Raw genomic sequence first — 14,546 nt, forward strand, 5'->3', positions numbered from 1 at the left:
AACATTACTTACTCTCTGGTAATGTTCTGGGCATAAACTATTGAAGTCCTATCTACCCTGCGATCCACAACCATGCAAAGCCAAGCTGCAGACAGCCTCAATCCGCCCGCCGTCAGCGCCACCTTCGCCAACGGCGTCGTCGACAGTTTGCCGATCGTCATCGGGTATGTCCCGGTGGCGTTCGCCTTCGGCCTCAGCGCCGTCAAACTGGGCTTTTCCCCGCTGGAAAGCCTTTTCTTCTCCTGCATCATCTACGCCGGCGCCAGCCAGTTCGTGATCACCGCCCTGCTGAGCGCCGGCATGTCGCTGTGGGTCTCCGCGTTGACGGTGATGGCGATGGACGTGCGCCACCTGCTGTACGGCCCGGCGCTGCGTCACCGTATCGTCTCGCGCATGTCGCCCGGTAAAACGGCAATGTGGGCTTTTGGTCTGACCGATGAGGTCTTCGCCGCCGCCACCGCCAAGCTGATGCGCAATAACCGCAGCTGGAGCGAAAACTGGATGCTGGGCATCGCGCTCTGTTCCTGGCTTTCCTGGGTAGCCGGCACCGCGCTCGGCGCGCTGTTCGGCAACGGCCCGCTGGAGCAGTTCCCGGTGATCGAGGCCTCGCTGGCCTTCATGCTGCCGGCGCTGTTTCTCAGTTTCCTGCTGGCTGCTTTCCGGCGCCCGCAGAGCCTGACCATCGCTGCCTCATTGGCCGGTGCGCTGCTCGGCGTGGTGCTGTTCTCCATCCCGGTCGCCATTTTGGCCGGCATCGGCGCCGGTTGCGTCGCCGCTCTGTTCCAACCTGCCCCTGCGGAGGCCAGCCATGAACACTGATGTGCTGGTGATCGGCCTGGTGGTGGGTTGCGCCAATTACCTGTTCCGTTATCTGCCGCTGCGGCTGGCGCCGGCGCGCGCCCAGCCCGGCCTCAAACGCGGTAAAGCCGCCCTGCTACTCGACAGCATTGGCATCGCCTCGATCTGCGCCCTGCTGGTGGTCTCCAGCACGCCGGTGGTGATGCGCGAACCGGACAAGCTGCTGCCGACGTTGGCGGGGTTCGCCGCGCTGGCGCTGTGCTTCTACCGCAGTAAAAGCATCATTCTGTCGACGCTGCTCGGCGCGACGGCCTTTGGCGTCACATTAAAGCTGTTAATGCTTTTCGGTCCAGGCTGACGCCGCGCCGAACGTTTGGCTTCGCTTTGGCGTTTTCATGCGCCACATCTTTACAAACTCTGACAAATGACACGAATTGCTAAATTATCCGCACGGCTGAACATTTACATTATTAGTCACCGTCGTTACTATCTCGAACGAAATTAATGAGGCCCTAAATTATGGAAAGCTCGTTTGCCCCCATAGAACAAATGCTGAATTTCCGCGCCACCCGGCAGAAAGATTTCCCGTATCAGGAAATCCTGCTGACCCGCCTGTGCATGCACATGCAAGGCAAGTTGCTGGAAAATCGCAACAAGATGCTGAAGGCGCAGGGGATTAACGAAACACTGTTTATGGCGCTGATTACCCTGGATGCGCAGGAGAGCCACAGCATCCAACCTTCTGAGCTAAGCTCTGCCTTAGGCTCCTCGCGCACCAATGCGACCCGCATCGCCGACGAGCTGGAGAAACGCGGTTGGATCGAGCGCCGTGAAAGCGATAACGATCGCCGCTGCCTGCATCTGCATCTGACGCCGCAGGGGGAAGAATTTCTCAGTCAACTGCTGCCGCCGCAGCACCAATGTCTGCATTTCCTGTGGTCCACGCTGACCGACGATGAGCAAAAACAGCTGGAACAGCTGACGCGCAAATTGCTGGCACGTCTGGATCAAATGGAAATCACAGAACAGTTATCCTAATTCACAATTTCTGTTCAGGTACCTATTATGCGATCCCCATTTAACTGGAGATTCACCCCGCTGTTCGCCGTATTGCTGCTGGCCGGGTGTGCTTCTACCGATAATATTGCCCCGCAATCCACGCTGATGGATCCGCAGAGCCTGCAGTTGGCTCAGCCGAAAGTCAGTTCGCTGGCCGTCAGCCCGCAGTGGTGGCGCGCCCTCAAGGATCCGCAGTTGGATGCCCTGATGACGCAGACGCTGCAAAACTCGCCGACCCTGCGTCAAGCCGCCGCCCGCGTGCGCGAAGCGCAGAGCGTGGTGGGCGAAGCCAACGCCGCCAACGGGCCGAACCTGGATCTGAACGCCAGCACCCAGCGTCAACGCGTGCCGCAAAACGTCAATATGGGGTTGGGGTATCCGCATAAGCCGATCTATTCAAGCTCCAACTCCCTGGGGTTGAACCTGGCGTACGAATTCGACTGGTGGGGTAAATACCGCAACCAGGTGAACGCCGCCAAAGCGCAAGTGAACGCTGCGCGCGCCGAGCAGGAACAGGCGGCGCTGACGCTGACCAGTTCGGTGGCGTCCGCCTACTACCAGCTGCAAAGCAATCTGGCGCTCGAAAAGCTACTGCAGCAGGAAGTAAACAACAATGAACGCCTGACCGCGCTGCGCCAACAGCGCTATCAGGCCGGGCTGACCGGCGTCGACGTGCCGCAACAAACCCAGGCGCAGTCCGACGTCGCCAAACAGCAGATCCTGCAGCTGCAGTCGCAAATCGAACAGCTCAGACACCAGCTCGCCGCGCTGGCGGGCCAAGGGCCGAACGCCATGCAGCACCTGCGTCAGGTGCCGTTGCCCGCAGACAACCTGATGGCACCGCAGGGCGAGCTGACGGCGGATCTGCTGGGCAAACGCCCGGACATCGCCGCGCAACGCCAGCTGGTGGAGTCTTACAGCCAGCGCGTCAGCGCCGCGCGTAAGGAGTTTTACCCCAGCCTGACCATTTCAGCCTTCGCCGGCCTGATGACCACCAACACCAGTGGCACCAGCCCGAATCTGTTTGAAGCGGCCAGCCAGGCCTGGAACGTGATGCCGGCGATTTCGCTGCCGATCTTCCACGCCGGGGCGCTGCGCAGCAAGCTGGGCGAGGAATCCGCGCTGTATGACGAAGCGGTGGAATCCTATAACCAAACCATCCTGAATGCGGTACAGGAAACCGCCGACGCCATCACCATCCAGCAGAGTTCTGCGCAACAGCAGCTGCAGGCGGCGTCCGCGGCCCAGTCGATGCAACAGGTGTATCAGGTCGCTAACGCCCGTTACCAGGCAGGGATTATCGGGCGCGACGATCTGTTGACCAGCCAGACGCAGCTATTGCAGCAGCAACAGGCGGAGTTAAATGCCAGCAGCAACTTACTGCAGGCGAAGATAGGACTGATCCGTGCGCTGGGCGGTGGCTATCAGGCCCCGGCCGCAGCGGATTCGAAAGCATAATAATATAAGGCTTGGAGAACACCATGAGCGCGAGCGCGGAAATCCAAAACCCGCAGCAGCCGAGCGGCAAAAAGAAGCAGCGTAAATTTTGGCTGCTGTTGCTGACGGTTATTTTCATTGTTATAGGGGTGGCTTACTTAGTGTATTGGTTCCTGGTGCTGCGTCATCATCAGGAAACCGACGACGCCTACGTCTCCGGCAACCAGGTGCAGATCATGGCCCAGGTGTCCGGTAGCGTGAACAGCGTCAATTTCGACAACACCGACTACGTCAAGCAGGGCGACGTACTGCTGACGCTCGATCCGACCGATGCCGAGCAGGCGTTTGAACGCGCCAAAACCGGCCTGGCCAACAGCGTGCGTCAGACCCACCAGCTGATCATCAATAGCAAGCAGTATCAGGCCAACATCGCCCTGCGCAAGACCGATCTGAGCAAGGCCGAGAACGATCTGAAACGCCGCGTGGTGCTGGGCAGCGTTGACGCCATCGGCCGCGAAGAGCTGCAACACGCTCGCGATGCGGTCGACAGCGCCAAGGCCGCGCTGGAAGTGGCGGTGCAGCAATACAACGCCAACCAGGCGATGGTACTGAATACCCCGCTGGAACAGCAGCCGGCAATCCAACAGGCCGCCGCGCAGATGCGTGACGCCTGGCTGGCGCTGCAGCGTACCAAAGTGATCAGCCCCATTACCGGTTATGTCTCGCGCCGCAGCGTGCAGGTCGGCGCGCAGATCGCCGCCGGTTCGCCGCTGATGGCGGTGGTGCCGGCCGATCACATCTGGGTTGACGCCAACTTCAAGGAAACCCAGATCGCCAACATGCGCATCGGCCAGCCGGCAACGGTAGTCAGCGATGTCTACGGCGATGACGTGGTGTATCAAGGCAAAGTGGTCGGTATCGACATGGGCACCGGCAGCGCCTTCTCGCTGCTGCCGGCCCAGAACGCCACCGGCAACTGGATCAAGGTGGTGCAACGTCTGCCGGTGCGTATTGAGCTCGACGCCAAGCAGGTGGCCGATCATCCGCTGCGCATCGGTCTTTCGACGCTGGTGACCGTCGACACCGCCAATCTGGACGGCCGCGTGCTCTCTGACGTGGTGCGCGACAAACCGCTGTACCAGAGCGACGCGCTGGCGTTGAATCTGGCGCCGGTTAACCAGCTGATCGCTGACGTGATCCATGCGAACGCCGGCTAAGCGCGCGGGAGGCCATCTTGCCACAGAAACCGCTTGAAGGCGCCCAGCTCGCCTGGATGACGGTCGCGCTCGCCATGGCGACCTTCATGCAGGTGCTGGACTCCACCATCGCCAACGTGGCGATCCCCACCATTGCCGGTAACCTCGGGTCTTCCAACTCGCAGGGGACCTGGGTGATCACCTCGTTCGGCGTGGCGAACGCCATCTCGATCCCGATCACCGGCTGGCTGGCGAAGCGCATCGGCGAAGTGCGGCTGTTCCTCTGGTCCACCGCGCTGTTCGTCCTCGCTTCCTGGCTGTGCGGCATCTCCAACAGCCTCGGCATGCTGATCTTCTTCCGCGTGATCCAGGGCGTGGTGGCCGGGCCGCTGATCCCGCTGTCGCAGAGCCTGTTGCTGAACAACTACCCGCCCGCCAAGCGAGCGATGGCCCTGGCGCTCTGGTCAATGACCGTTATCGTCGCGCCGATCTTCGGGCCGATCCTCGGCGGTTACATCAGCGACAACTACCATTGGGGTTGGATCTTCTTCATCAACATCCCGATCGGCGCCTTCGTTATCATGGCGGCGATGGCGACGCTGAAGGGGCGAGAAACCAAAACCGAGATCAAACCGATCGACACGGTTGGACTGGTGCTGCTGATCGTCGGCATCGGTTCGCTGCAGGTGATGCTCGATCAGGGCAAGGAGCTGGACTGGTTCAACTCGACCGAGATCATCACCCTGACCGTCGTGGCGGTCGTAGCGCTGTTGTTCCTGGTGGTCTGGGAGCTGACGGATGACCATCCGGTGGTGGATCTGTCGCTGTTCAAGTCGCGCAACTTCACCATCGGCTGCCTGTGCATCAGTCTTGCGTACATGCTGTATTTCGGCGCCATCGTGCTGTTGCCGCAGCTGCTGCAAGAGGTGTACGGCTATACCGCCACCTGGGCCGGGCTGGCGTCGGCGCCGGTCGGGCTGATCCCAGTGCTGCTGTCGCCGATCATCGGCAAGTTCGGCAACCGGCTCGACATGCGCAGGCTGGTGACCTTCAGCTTCATCATGTATGCCGTGTGCTTCTACTGGCGCGCCTATACGTTTGAACCGGGCATGGACTTCGGCGCTTCCGCCTGGCCGCAGTTCGTCCAGGGCTTCGCCATCGCCTGCTTCTTCATGCCGTTGACCACCATTACGCTGTCCGGCCTGCCGCCGGAGCGTATGGCGGCGGCATCGAGCCTGTCGAACTTCACGCGAACCCTGGCGGGCTCGATCGGTACCTCGATCACCACCACCCTGTGGACGCAGCGCGAATCGCAGCACCATTCGCAGCTGACGGAGTTCGTCAACCCGTACAACCCGCAGTCGCAGGAGATGTACCGGCAACTGGAGCAGCTCGGCATGAGCAAGCAGCAGGCGTCGGCGTATATCGCCAACGAGATCACCGCGCAGGGCCTGATCATCTCCGCCAACGAGATCTTCTGGCTGTCGGCCGGGGTGTTCCTGGTACTGCTGGTGCTGGTATGGGTGGCGAAACCGCCGTTCAGCTCTGGCGGCGGTGGCGGCGGCGGCGCTCACTAAGCTTCAATAAACGAAACGGGCGCCCTGGGGCGCCCGTTTTTTTATCCGACGTAGAACAGATTACGCCTGATTCTGACGCCACCAGTCCGCCAGCAGAATGCCGGTCGCCACGGAAACGTTCAGGCTTTCCACTTTGCCGGTGCCGCCGATAGACACGTTCATGTCGCCCTGTTGCCAGGCGCCGTCGCTGAGGCCGTCACGCTCCTGGCCCAGCACCAGCACCATCTTGGCCGGCAGCTTGGCCTGCGCCAGCGCGGTGCCTTTGTGGCTGGAGGTGGTGACGATGGTGTAACCCGCCTTGCGGAAGGTATCCAGCACCGACAGGAAATCATCGGCGTTGATCGCCTTGATGTGCTCCGCGCCGCCTTCTGCGGTACGCACAGCCGCGCCGGACTCCAGCAGCGCCGGATCCTGCAGCAGCACGCCGTTGACGCCGAAGTGGGCGCACGAACGGACGATGGCGCCCAGGTTGTGCGGGTTGCCCACTTCTTCCAGCGCCAGCACGCAGTCGGTCGCCGGTGCGGTTTTCAGGTAGGTCTGCGCATCCAGGCCCTGACGCTTTTTGATCAGGAAGCAGACGCCGCCGTGGTGCTCGGTGCCGGAAGCCTTGGCCAGCTCTTCCTCATCCACCACGTGGTAGGCTTTGCGGTTAGCCGCCATCCAGCGCAGCGCTTCACGGAAGCGCGGCGTGACCGACTGCACGAACCAGGCGCGCACGATCGCTTCCGGGCGGCTGGCGAACAGCGCCTGACAGGCGTTTTCACCGTAAACGCGGGTTTCTTCCGCGCGCTGGCGGCGCAGCTGTTCCGGATCGATGAAGCTTTTGCCGCTGATGCCACCGTGATCGAACGCCGGCTCTTCATTCGGTGCCCGCGAGACGGTTCTCCACGGTGACTCGTTGCCACCGCGATCTTCAGTGCGCGCCGGACGGCGAGGACGATCGCTTTCACTGCGGCGGGAGTCGGCGCCGCGGCGATCGTTGCCGCCACGCGCCTTGTCTTGACCAGTGCGGCCCGAGCGCGCACCGTCAGCCGGACGGCCTTTGCCAGCCGGACGTTTATTCTTGTTGCGGTCATCGCCATTGTCGTCGTCATTGCGGACGTACATCACTTTGACTTTACCGTTCTTGCCACTAAATGAATCGTTCATTGTCTTCTCCACCAACGCGCAGGGCGCGAAGATTACCTGATGTTGGTGCACGAAGCCACCAACTTGCGCTAAAAGCTCCCAACTATCACATCCATTGAACAAACCTCATTGTTCACGCGCCGGGTTTTGCCGATAATTGTCAGCATTAAAGAAACATCTCCGCAACCGCGTTGCGGGGACCCGGCTTTCTCAGTACCCGAGGTCAACATGAATACAGTTTGTGCAGCTTGCAATGCCACCAACCGTGTGCCGGAAGAACGTCTGGCGGACAACGCGAAATGCGGCCGCTGCGGCCACGAGCTCTTCGACGGTGAAGTGATCAACGCCACCGCCGCCACGCTGGACCAGTTGCTGCAGGACGATCTGCCGGTCGTGGTCGATTTCTGGGCGCCGTGGTGCGGCCCGTGCCGCAGCTTTGCGCCGATCTTTGAAGACGTGGCCGAAGAGCGCGCCGGCAAAGTGCGCTTCGTGAAAGTGAACACCGAAGCCGAACCGGAGCTGAGCGCCCGTTTCCGCATCCGCAGCATCCCGACCATCATGGTGTTCCGTCAGGGCAAGATGGTCGACATGCTCAACGGCGCGATGCCAAAAGCGCCGTTTGACAACTGGCTCAACGAGTTAGTGTGATTCCGCAAGTATAGGCCGTATCCCGCCATCGCGCGCGAACGCGCCCCGATCGAGCCCGCCCCTCCCGGCGGGCTTTTTTCTGCGTTACAATAGCGGTTTTTCCCCCAGGATCGTTATGACCGACAACGCCGTACTTCGCCTGCGCCAATTCCGTTTAGACCGCGCCACCCGCCCTTTTTTGGCGCGCGGTTGCCGGGTGGCGCGTTGTCAGGGTTGCCTGCTGCCGCATAAAAACTGCCTGTGTGACACCATTCGCCCGCAGCAGGCCGGCAGCCGCTTCTGCCTGATCATGTTCGGCGCCGAGCCGCTCAAGCCCAGCAACACCGGGCGCCTGATCGCCGATATCCTGCCGGACACCCAGGCGTTCCTCTGGTCGCGTACCGAGGTCGATCCCGCCCTGCTGGCAGCCATCAACGATCCGACGCGGCAGCCTTATGTGGTGTTCCCCGCGTCCTACGCCGACGCCGAACGGCCGGTGTTCAATGAGCTGCCCGTCGGCGGTAAACCGCCGCTGTTCATCATGCTGGACGGCACCTGGGCAGAAGCGCGCAAAATGTTCCGTAAAAGCCCGTATCTCAATCAATTCCCGGTGTTTTCACTCAACGTCGATGCCGCATCCGACTATCAGCTGCGCGAAGCCAGCCGCGCCGAGCAGCACTGCACGGCGGAAGTGGCCGCCGCCCTGTTGCAACAGGCGGGCGATCTGCCGGCCGCCGACGGATTGAATCAGCATTTCCGCTATTTCCGTCAACAGTATCTGGCGGGAAAACCGACCCGGCCGGAGGCACCGGTCACAGCAATGTAGCCATAAAACGCCTAAAATCAGGCGTAACGTTGCCAAAAGGAGCCGTGCATGAGCCAGCGAGGGTTAGAAGCGCTACTACGTCCCAAATCGATCGCCGTGCTGGGCGCTTCGCAGCAGCCGGGCCGCGCCGGCAACCTGATGATGAGCAACCTGCTGGCCGGCGGTTTCGGCGGGCCCATCTTGCCGGTTACGCCACGCTACAAGGCGGTATGCGGCGTCATGGCCTATCCCGACGTCGCCAGCCTGCCGCTGACGCCGGATCTGGCGATCATCTGCACCCACGCCAAGCGTAATCTGGCGCTGATCGACGCGCTGGGCCAACGCGGCTGCAAAACCGCCATCGTGCTCTCTTCGCCACCGGAACAGTTCGCCGAGCTGAAGGCCTGCGCGCAGCGCCACGCCATGCGGCTGTTAGGCCCCAACAGCCTGGGGCTGCTGGCGCCGTGGCAGGGCATCAACGCCAGCTTCTCGCCGGTGCCGATCCAAAAGGGCAAGCTGGCGTTTATCTCGCAGTCCGCCGCCGTGGCCAACACCATTCTCGACTGGGCGCAGCAGCGCGAAGTCGGCTTCTCCTACTTCATCGCGCTGGGCGACAGCCTGGACATCGACGTCGACGACCTGCTCGACTTTTTGGCGCGCGACAGCAAGACCAGCGCCATCCTGCTGTATCTGGAAAACATCAGCGACGCACGACGCTTTCTCTCCGCCTCGCGCAGCGCCTCGCGCAACAAGCCCATTCTGGTGATCAAAAGCGGCCGCAGCCAACAGGCGCAATTGCTGCTCAACAGCCAGCTGGGGCTGGACGCCGCTTATGACGCCGCCATCCAGCGCGCCGGCCTGCTGCGCGTGCAGGATACCCATGAGCTGTTCTCCGCGGTGGAAACCCTCAGCCATATGCATCCGCTGCGGGGGGAACGGTTGATGATCGTCAGCAACGGGGCGGCGCCGGCGGCGATGGCGCTGGACGAACTGCTCGGCCGCAACGGCAAGCTGGCGACGCTGAGCGAGGAAAGCCTGGCGACGCTGAGCGATGCGCTGCCGGATTTCATTCGCGCCGGCAACCCGCTCGATCTGCGCGACGACGCCACGCCGCAGCGCTACCTGGCGGCTCTCGAAGCGCTGCTCGACAGCCACGACTATGACGCGCTGCTTCTGATCCATGCGCCGAGTGCGGCGGCGCCGGGCACCGCCACGGCGCAGCGGCTGATTGACGCGCTGCATCGCCATGCGCGCGGCAAGCGCATCACCTTGCTGACCAACTGGTGCGGCGAATACTCTTCTCAAGAGGCGCGCCGGCTGTTTACCGAGGCCGCCATTCCCACCTACCGCACGCCGGAAGGCGCGGTCACCGCCTTTATGCATATGGTGGAATACCGCCGCAACCAGAAGCAGCTGAAGGAGACGCCGGCGCTGCCGGTCGGCCTGACCGCCAATACCGCCGATGCCCACCGCCTGATTCATCAGGCGCTGGCCGAAGGCGCTACCCAGTTGGATACCCACGAGGTGCAATCCATTCTGCAGGCCTACGATCTGAGCACCCTGCCGACCTGGATCGCCGAAGACAGCGCCGAAGCGGTGCACATCGCCGAGCAGATCGGCTACCCGGTGGCGCTGAAGCTGCGCTCGCCGGATATCCCGCACAAATCGGAAGTTCAGGGCGTGATGCTCTACCTGCGCACCGCGACCGAAGTGCAACGCGCGGCGGAGGCGATCCTCGACCGCGTGAAGCGTACCTATCCTCAGGCGCGCATCCACGGCCTGTTGGTGCAGAGCATGGCCAACCGCGCCGGCGCCCAGGAGCTGCGCATCGCCGTGGAGCAGGATGCCATTTTCGGCCCGTTGATCATGCTGGGAGAAGGCGGCGTAGAGTGGCGCCAGGAAAATCAGGTCGCGGTCGCGCTGCCGCCGTTGAATATGGCGCTGGCGCGTTATCTGGTGCTGCAGGCGGTGAAAGGCGGCAAGATCCGCGGGCGCAGCGCACTGCGGCCTTTAGATATCTCCGGGCTGAGCCGCTTGCTGGTGCAGGTTTCCAACCTGATCCTTGACTGCCCTGAGATCGCCCGGCTGGATATTCACCCGGTGCTGGCTTCCGGCAGCGAGTTCACCCTGCTGGACGTTTCGATGCAGCTCGCACCGTTCAGCGGCGATCCGCAGGCGCGGCTGGCGATTCGGCCTTATCCGCATGAGCTGGAAGAGACCATCGCGCTGAAAGACGGCAGCCAATGCCTGTTCCGCCCTATCCTGCCGGAAGACGAGCCGGCACTGAAGCATTTCATCGACCGGGTGACCAAGGAAGATCTCTATTACCGCTACTTCAGCGAGATCAACGAGTTTACCCATGACGATTTGGCCAACATGACGCAGATCGACTACGATCGAGAAATGGCCTTTGTGGCGGTGCGCGCAGACGAGATCATCGGTGTGACCCGCGCGCTGTCCGATCCGGACAACACCGACGCCGAGTTCGCCGTACTGGTGCGTTCCGATCTCAAAGGCGTGGGCCTGGGCCGTCAGCTGCTGGAGAAAATGATCGCCTACGCGCGCGCGCATGGCCTGACCCGCCTGAGCGGCATCACCATGCCGAATAACCGCGGCATGATCGCGCTGGCGCAGCGACTGGGCTTTGGCATCGAGGTGCAGCTTGAGGACGGCATCGTCAATCTGACGCTGCCGCTGCAGGCCGCCGACGCGCAGTGACCTGCGTCGCAATGCGCTACGAATCCACCACTTAACGCCAAAACATACGCACAATCGGGGCAACTAATGGTATTATCGCCCGATTATTCGGTTTATTGTTTTTATGCCTGTGGCGTTCCGGCCATCAATCATGAGAGAAGAAACGCACTGTGATGTTGTCAAAATTTAAACGTAGCAAACATCAACAACACCTTGCACAACTGCCCAAACTCCCCCAGACGGTTGCTGATGTTCGTACGTTGTACGCGCCGTCCGATTTTCGCACCACGCTGCTGAGCGCCATCGCCAACGCCACCCAACGCATCTATCTGGTGGCCCTGTATCTGGAGCATGACGACGCCGGGCGCGAGATCCTCAACGCGCTGTATCAAGCCAAGCAGCGTCGGCCCGAGCTGGAAATCTGCGTACTGGTCGACTGGCACCGCGCACAGCGCGGGCGAATCGGCGCCGCCGCCGCCAATACCAACGCCGACTGGTACTGCGCCATGGCCAGCCAACATCCGGAACAGTCGGTGCCGATCTACGGCGTGCCGGTCAATACCCGCGAAGCGTTGGGCGTTCTGCACCTGAAGGGCTTTGTGGTCGACGATACCGTGATCTACAGCGGCGCCAGCATCAACGACGTTTATCTGCATCAGCATGAGAAATACCGTTACGATCGCTACCAGCTGATCACCAATGAGGTGTTGGCCGATACCCTGATCGATTACATCAAGCAGCATCTGCTCACCGCCGGCGCCGTACAACGCCTCGATCGCAGCGATCGGCCGAAAAGCCCGGAGATCAAAAACGAGACCCGTCTGTTCCGTTTCGCCCTGCGCCGCGCGGGTTACCACTTCCGCGGCAAGGCCGGCAACGATGAGCTGGCGGTGACGCCGCTGGTTGGGCTTGGCAAGCAAAGCGTGCTGAATAAAACCATTCATCACCTGATGTCGTGCGCCGACCAGAAACTGACGCTGTGTACTCCCTATTTCAACCTGCCGGCGCTGCTGGTGCGCAACATCATTTATCTGCTGCGCCAGGGCAAACAGGTGGAGATCATCGTCGGCGACAAGACCGCCAACGACTTCTATATTCCAGAGGACCAGCCGTTCAAAATCATCGGCGCGCTGCCCTACCTGTACGAGATCAACCTGCGCCGCTTTCTGAGCCGCTTGCAGCGTTATATCGACACCGGGCAGCTGATCGTGCGTCTGTGGAAGGATGGCGATAACAGCTATCACCTGAAAGGCATGTGGGTAGACGAAGAGTGGCAGCTGATTACCGGCAATAACCTCAACCCGCGCGCCTGGCGGCTGGATCTGGAAAACGCCATTCTGATCCACGATCCCAAGCAGGAAATGCGCGAGCAGCGGCAAAAAGAGCTGGAATGCATCCGCACTCACACCACCGTGGTCGGCCATTATCAGGAGCTGCAAAGCATTCAGCAGTACCCGATCAAGGTGCGTAAGCTGATTCGGCGTCTGCGCCGTATCCGCATCGATCGGCTGATTAGCCGTATCCTGTAAGCGGTATGCTGACCCCGGCCAAGGCCGGGGTTTTTATTACAGCTGTATCTCCTTGCCTTTGCGATGCAACCGGAGCGAGACCAGCAGCGCCAGCAGGCACATGCCGGAGACATACCAGAAGAAAGCGTTCTCCACGCCAAACGATTTAAGCGACAACGCGACATATTCCGCCGAACCACCGAACAGGGCATTCGCCACCGCATAAGACAAGCCTACCCCTAACGCGCGTACCTCCGGCGGGAACATCTCGGCTTTAAGCAACCCGCTGATCGCGGTGTAAAAGCTGACAACGAACAGCGCCAACACGATCAGACCGAACGCCATAAAGGGGTTGGTCACCTCTTTCAAGGCAAACAGGATCGGCACCGTCAACACCGTGGCGAAGGCTGAGAAGATCAGCATCGAGCTGCGACGGCCGATTTTGTCCGAAAACGCGCCTACCGCCGGCTGCAGCAGCATAAAGACGAACAGCGCCACGGTCATGATGGCGCTGGCCAGCTTGGCGTCCATACCAGCGGTGTTCACCAGGTATTTTTGCATGTAGGTGGTGAAGGTGTAGAAGGTCAGCGAACCGGCGGCGGTAAAGCCCAGCACCATCAGGAACGCCTTGCGGTTCTTCCACAGCCCCGTCAGCGAACCGGCATCTTTGTGGTTACGCGTCTTCGCATCGGAGGTTTCATTCAGCGAGCGGCGCAGGTACAGCGCCACCACCGCCAACACCGCCCCCAAGGCAAACGGAATACGCCATCCCCAGGCTTTCAGCTCTTCGCCAGACAATATTTGCTGCAGGATCACCAAAACCAGCAGCGCCAACAGTTGCCCGCCGATCAGCGTCACGTACTGGAACGAGGCGTAGAAGCCACGCCGCCCCTTGATTGCCACCTCGCTCATGTAGGTGGCGCTGGTGCCATACTCCCCCCCTACCGACAACCCCTGGAACAGGCGGGCAATCAGCAGCAGCGCCGGCGCCCAGCTGCCGATTGATTCATAAGTCGGCAGGCAGGCGATCACCAGCGATCCGGCGCACATCATGCAGACCGAAATCAGCATCGAGTTTTTCCGGCCATGCTTGTCAGCGATGTAGCCGAATAACCAACCTCCGATAGGTCGCATGAAGAAGCCGGCGGCGAATACCCCGGCGGTTTGCAGCAGCTGTGTCGTACTGTTGCCCGCCGGAAAAAATGAGGCAGCAAAGTAGATTGAGCAGAAGGAGTAGACGTAAAAATCAAACCACTCCACCAGATTGCCTGACGAAGCCCCGACGATAGCGAAAATGCGTTTCTTGTTATCCAGCGCTCCCTGTTCGGTGCCGTGCTCATCCCCAAGAGCCGAGGTTGTTTCTGTCATGATGTTTTCTCCGAGCCATAGCAATGATGAAATTCGGTGTCCTGCCGCCAGGTGTTACTTTATTGTTATTTATAAGTTAACAGCCAAACTTAATAGCGGACGAAGAATATCTGATATTCAGAGAAACAATGCGTTGGTTTTGTGATGAATATTAAACAGTACGATGAAAGCTGAAGCGGATTACAACGGGGATTTTCCATTTTACGCATAGCAAAAAGCCCTGAACATCAGTTCAGGGCTTTCGGCTTTATTTGATGCCTGGCAGTGTCCTACTCTCGCATGGGGAGACCCCACACTACCATCGGCGCTACGGCGTTTCACTTCTGAGTTCGGCATGGGGTCAGGT

At 60.8% G+C, this 14,546-nt stretch carries 12 protein-coding genes and 1 rRNA gene; 10 read left to right on the forward strand and 3 right to left on the reverse strand.

The features are described 5' to 3' along the window. Nucleotides 1–72 precede the first annotated feature (72 nt). The 6 genes from ACJ8J5_RS19830 (at nucleotide 73) to emrB (ending at nucleotide 6,067) form a co-directional block, all read left to right on the forward strand. Complete coding sequence (locus ACJ8J5_RS19830) at nucleotides 73–819, forward strand: AzlC family ABC transporter permease (RefSeq protein ID WP_025304000.1); 747 nt, start codon at nucleotides 73–75, stop codon at nucleotides 817–819. Beyond that, a complete protein-coding gene (gene ygaH / locus ACJ8J5_RS19835; protein ID WP_025304001.1) occupies nucleotides 809–1,156 on the forward strand; it encodes an L-valine transporter subunit YgaH in 348 nt (115 codons plus the stop codon). Before ACJ8J5_RS19830 ends, ygaH begins: the two co-directional genes overlap by 11 nt. Before the next feature lie 161 nt (nucleotides 1,157–1,317). Beyond that, a complete protein-coding gene (gene mprA / locus ACJ8J5_RS19840; protein ID WP_025160249.1) occupies nucleotides 1,318–1,836 on the forward strand; it encodes a transcriptional repressor MprA in 519 nt (172 codons plus the stop codon). A 27-nt stretch (nucleotides 1,837–1,863) separates the two neighbouring features. Further along, entirely contained in the window at nucleotides 1,864–3,315 is a 1,452-nt protein-coding gene (locus tag ACJ8J5_RS19845; RefSeq protein WP_025304002.1) for an efflux transporter outer membrane subunit, read from the forward strand. Nucleotides 3,316–3,338: 23 nt separating this feature from the next. Further along, nucleotides 3,339–4,511, forward strand: a complete 1,173-nt coding sequence (emrA, locus tag ACJ8J5_RS19850) for a multidrug efflux MFS transporter periplasmic adaptor subunit EmrA (RefSeq protein ID WP_043143796.1) — start codon at nucleotides 3,339–3,341, stop codon at nucleotides 4,509–4,511. A gap of 17 nt (nucleotides 4,512–4,528) precedes the next feature. Continuing rightward, nucleotides 4,529–6,067, forward strand: a complete 1,539-nt coding sequence (emrB, locus tag ACJ8J5_RS19855; protein WP_043143795.1) for a multidrug efflux MFS transporter permease subunit EmrB — start codon at nucleotides 4,529–4,531, stop codon at nucleotides 6,065–6,067. A 60-nt stretch (nucleotides 6,068–6,127) separates the two neighbouring features. Here the strand turns inward: emrB and ACJ8J5_RS19860 are convergent, their stop codons facing one another. After that, entirely contained in the window at nucleotides 6,128–7,216 is a 1,089-nt protein-coding gene (locus ACJ8J5_RS19860) for a tRNA/rRNA methyltransferase (protein WP_025304005.1), read from the reverse strand. Between the two features lie 207 nt (nucleotides 7,217–7,423). Between ACJ8J5_RS19860 and trxC the strand changes: the two genes are divergently transcribed. From trxC to pssA, 4 genes are all read left to right on the forward strand, one after another. After that, a complete protein-coding gene (gene trxC / locus ACJ8J5_RS19865; protein WP_004928868.1) occupies nucleotides 7,424–7,843 on the forward strand; it encodes a thioredoxin TrxC in 420 nt (139 codons plus the stop codon). A gap of 115 nt (nucleotides 7,844–7,958) precedes the next feature. After that, on the forward strand, nucleotides 7,959–8,648 hold the full coding sequence (locus ACJ8J5_RS19870) for a tRNA-uridine aminocarboxypropyltransferase (protein ID WP_038629863.1): 690 nt from the start codon (nucleotides 7,959–7,961) through the stop codon (nucleotides 8,646–8,648). A gap of 48 nt (nucleotides 8,649–8,696) precedes the next feature. Continuing rightward, nucleotides 8,697–11,345 carry a bifunctional acetate--CoA ligase family protein/GNAT family N-acetyltransferase gene (locus ACJ8J5_RS19875; protein WP_173888392.1) on the forward strand — a complete coding sequence of 883 codons (2,649 nt, stop codon included), beginning with the start codon at nucleotides 8,697–8,699 and terminating at the stop codon, nucleotides 11,343–11,345. Nucleotides 11,346–11,497: 152 nt separating this feature from the next. Next, entirely contained in the window at nucleotides 11,498–12,853 is a 1,356-nt protein-coding gene (pssA, locus tag ACJ8J5_RS19880; RefSeq protein ID WP_025304007.1) for a CDP-diacylglycerol--serine O-phosphatidyltransferase, read from the forward strand. Nucleotides 12,854–12,889: 36 nt separating this feature from the next. Here pssA and ACJ8J5_RS19885 read toward each other — a convergent pair whose 3' ends face one another. Both ACJ8J5_RS19885 and rrf read right to left on the reverse strand, forming a co-directional pair. Continuing rightward, complete coding sequence (locus ACJ8J5_RS19885) at nucleotides 12,890–14,200, reverse strand: MFS family transporter (RefSeq protein WP_025304008.1); 1,311 nt, start codon at nucleotides 14,198–14,200, stop codon at nucleotides 12,890–12,892. A 256-nt stretch (nucleotides 14,201–14,456) separates the two neighbouring features. After that, a 5S ribosomal RNA gene (rrf, locus tag ACJ8J5_RS19890) occupies nucleotides 14,457–14,546 on the reverse strand; the annotation flags it as partial.

The sequence above is a fragment of the Serratia sp. CY43202 genome (assembly GCF_052168755.1).
Lineage (GTDB): Bacteria > Pseudomonadota > Gammaproteobacteria > Enterobacterales > Enterobacteriaceae > Serratia > Serratia bockelmannii.

Excerpts from the sequence above, each read along its gene's own strand:
- ACJ8J5_RS19885 (WP_025304008.1), bottom strand. The coding sequence starts at position 14,200 with ATGACAGAAACAACCTCGGCTCTTGGGGATGAGCACGGCACCGAACAG.
- mprA (WP_025160249.1), top strand. The coding sequence starts at position 1,318 with ATGGAAAGCTCGTTTGCCCCCATAGAACAAATGCTGAATTTCCGCGCC.
- ACJ8J5_RS19830 (WP_025304000.1), top strand. The coding sequence starts at position 73 with ATGCAAAGCCAAGCTGCAGACAGCCTCAATCCGCCCGCCGTCAGCGCC.
- trxC (WP_004928868.1), top strand. The coding sequence starts at position 7,424 with ATGAATACAGTTTGTGCAGCTTGCAATGCCACCAACCGTGTGCCGGAA.
- ACJ8J5_RS19860 (WP_025304005.1), bottom strand. The coding sequence starts at position 7,216 with ATGAACGATTCATTTAGTGGCAAGAACGGTAAAGTCAAAGTGATGTAC.
- pssA (WP_025304007.1), top strand. The coding sequence starts at position 11,498 with ATGTTGTCAAAATTTAAACGTAGCAAACATCAACAACACCTTGCACAA.
- ACJ8J5_RS19875 (WP_173888392.1), top strand. The coding sequence starts at position 8,697 with ATGAGCCAGCGAGGGTTAGAAGCGCTACTACGTCCCAAATCGATCGCC.
- ACJ8J5_RS19870 (WP_038629863.1), top strand. The coding sequence starts at position 7,959 with ATGACCGACAACGCCGTACTTCGCCTGCGCCAATTCCGTTTAGACCGC.
- emrA (WP_043143796.1), top strand. The coding sequence starts at position 3,339 with ATGAGCGCGAGCGCGGAAATCCAAAACCCGCAGCAGCCGAGCGGCAAA.
- ygaH (WP_025304001.1), top strand. The coding sequence starts at position 809 with ATGAACACTGATGTGCTGGTGATCGGCCTGGTGGTGGGTTGCGCCAAT.
- ACJ8J5_RS19845 (WP_025304002.1), top strand. The coding sequence starts at position 1,864 with ATGCGATCCCCATTTAACTGGAGATTCACCCCGCTGTTCGCCGTATTG.